This window comes from Bacteroides sp. L10-4 (assembly GCF_013373675.1).
GTDB lineage: Bacteria > Bacteroidota > Bacteroidia > Bacteroidales > Bacteroidaceae > Bacteroides > Bacteroides muris.
Genome location: NZ_JABXJH010000143.1, coordinates 1 through 1,104 on the forward strand (window position 1 = coordinate 1; position 1,104 = coordinate 1,104).

General features: G+C 46.0%; 2 protein-coding genes. Both read right to left on the reverse strand.

The features are described from left to right. Nucleotides 1–17 precede the first annotated feature (17 nt). Nucleotides 18–701: an IS630 family transposase gene (locus tag HU824_RS19425; protein WP_128824554.1), complete on the reverse strand. Its 684-nt coding sequence runs from the start codon at nt 699–701 to the stop codon at nt 18–20. After that, nucleotides 617–1,030 (reverse strand): helix-turn-helix domain-containing protein, encoded by a 414-nt coding sequence (locus HU824_RS19430; protein WP_016272127.1) that lies wholly within the window; start codon nt 1,028–1,030, stop codon nt 617–619. The genes HU824_RS19425 and HU824_RS19430 overlap by 85 nt, the downstream gene beginning before the upstream one ends. Between the last annotated feature and the right edge of the window lie 74 nt (nt 1,031–1,104).

Consider the following 1,104-nt stretch of genomic DNA (forward strand, 5'->3'; position numbering starts at 1 on the left):
TAAGTAACTAATCAAAATTAAGCAGCATAATGGCTAAAGTTAATATTCAGTCGTGTTCCTATCGCCGCCAAAGCCCTGTTGGTGGCATAAAACAGCGATTCGGTAGTGACATAATCCTGTGGTCGGAGCCATTTCCCTTTCATAATACGCCAAAGGGTCTCCACAATGTTCAAATGAGGAGAGTATGGAGGAATGTAGAAGAGAAAAAGTCCCCGTTTTTCCCATATTGGACGCATTCGCTTTATTTTCTCATTACGATGTACACTTGCATTGTCAAGCACAACAAATGTCTTTCTGTAGAGCTTGAAAGAGAATCTGTCGAGGAAATCAACAACTTTCTCTGCATCGACAGAATCGCAGGTGCAGAATCCTTCAAAGCGGTTATTCCTGTCAATCATGCCAAAGATGTTGAGCCGTTTGGCTTTTTCGACAGGAATGTAAACGTCTTCTCCGGCAAACTGCCACCCATAAGGGACATAGCCTTCCGTGCAGATATGAGATTCGTCACCATAGAAGAGGTCGATGGAGCCTTTTTCAAAAAGTGTTTCAAGTTCTTGCAGCTTCTCGGTCTTATACGCATAGAGCTGCGGCGAGGGCTTACCCTTAGGACGTTTTCTTATACGTCTATATCTTGCGCCAATGCGGATAAAAAACGTTTGAACGTCGATTCGCTCGCTTCCTTGCCCGAAGCATTCTGCCAGGCTTCTTTGGCTGCACGCACACTCTGCCGGTCCGATTCGATGGCTTTGCGCACGGATTCCTCGTCCGAACAGTCCATGATGGCTTTGCGACCTTGTCCCGGACGTGTGTATAATCCTTGGATTCCTTGGCTTTCGAAACGTTTGACCCAACTGCCAACGGTTTGGGCGGTCATTTCCGTTTGTGCTCCCACTTGGGGCGCACTCAAGCCCTCTGCTTTGAGCAGTATGGCGCGGCAACGCATACGAAAACAATGGCTTTCGCCTGTCCGAAAACCGGTGGTAAGTTCCCGACGTTCGGAATCGCTCAGCGTCAATTTCTTGATTTTCATTTATCACGCAGTTTTGTTCGAAGCAAAGATAATGTAATTTCGACATAGGTGAAATAATTATGAATAACTACTTA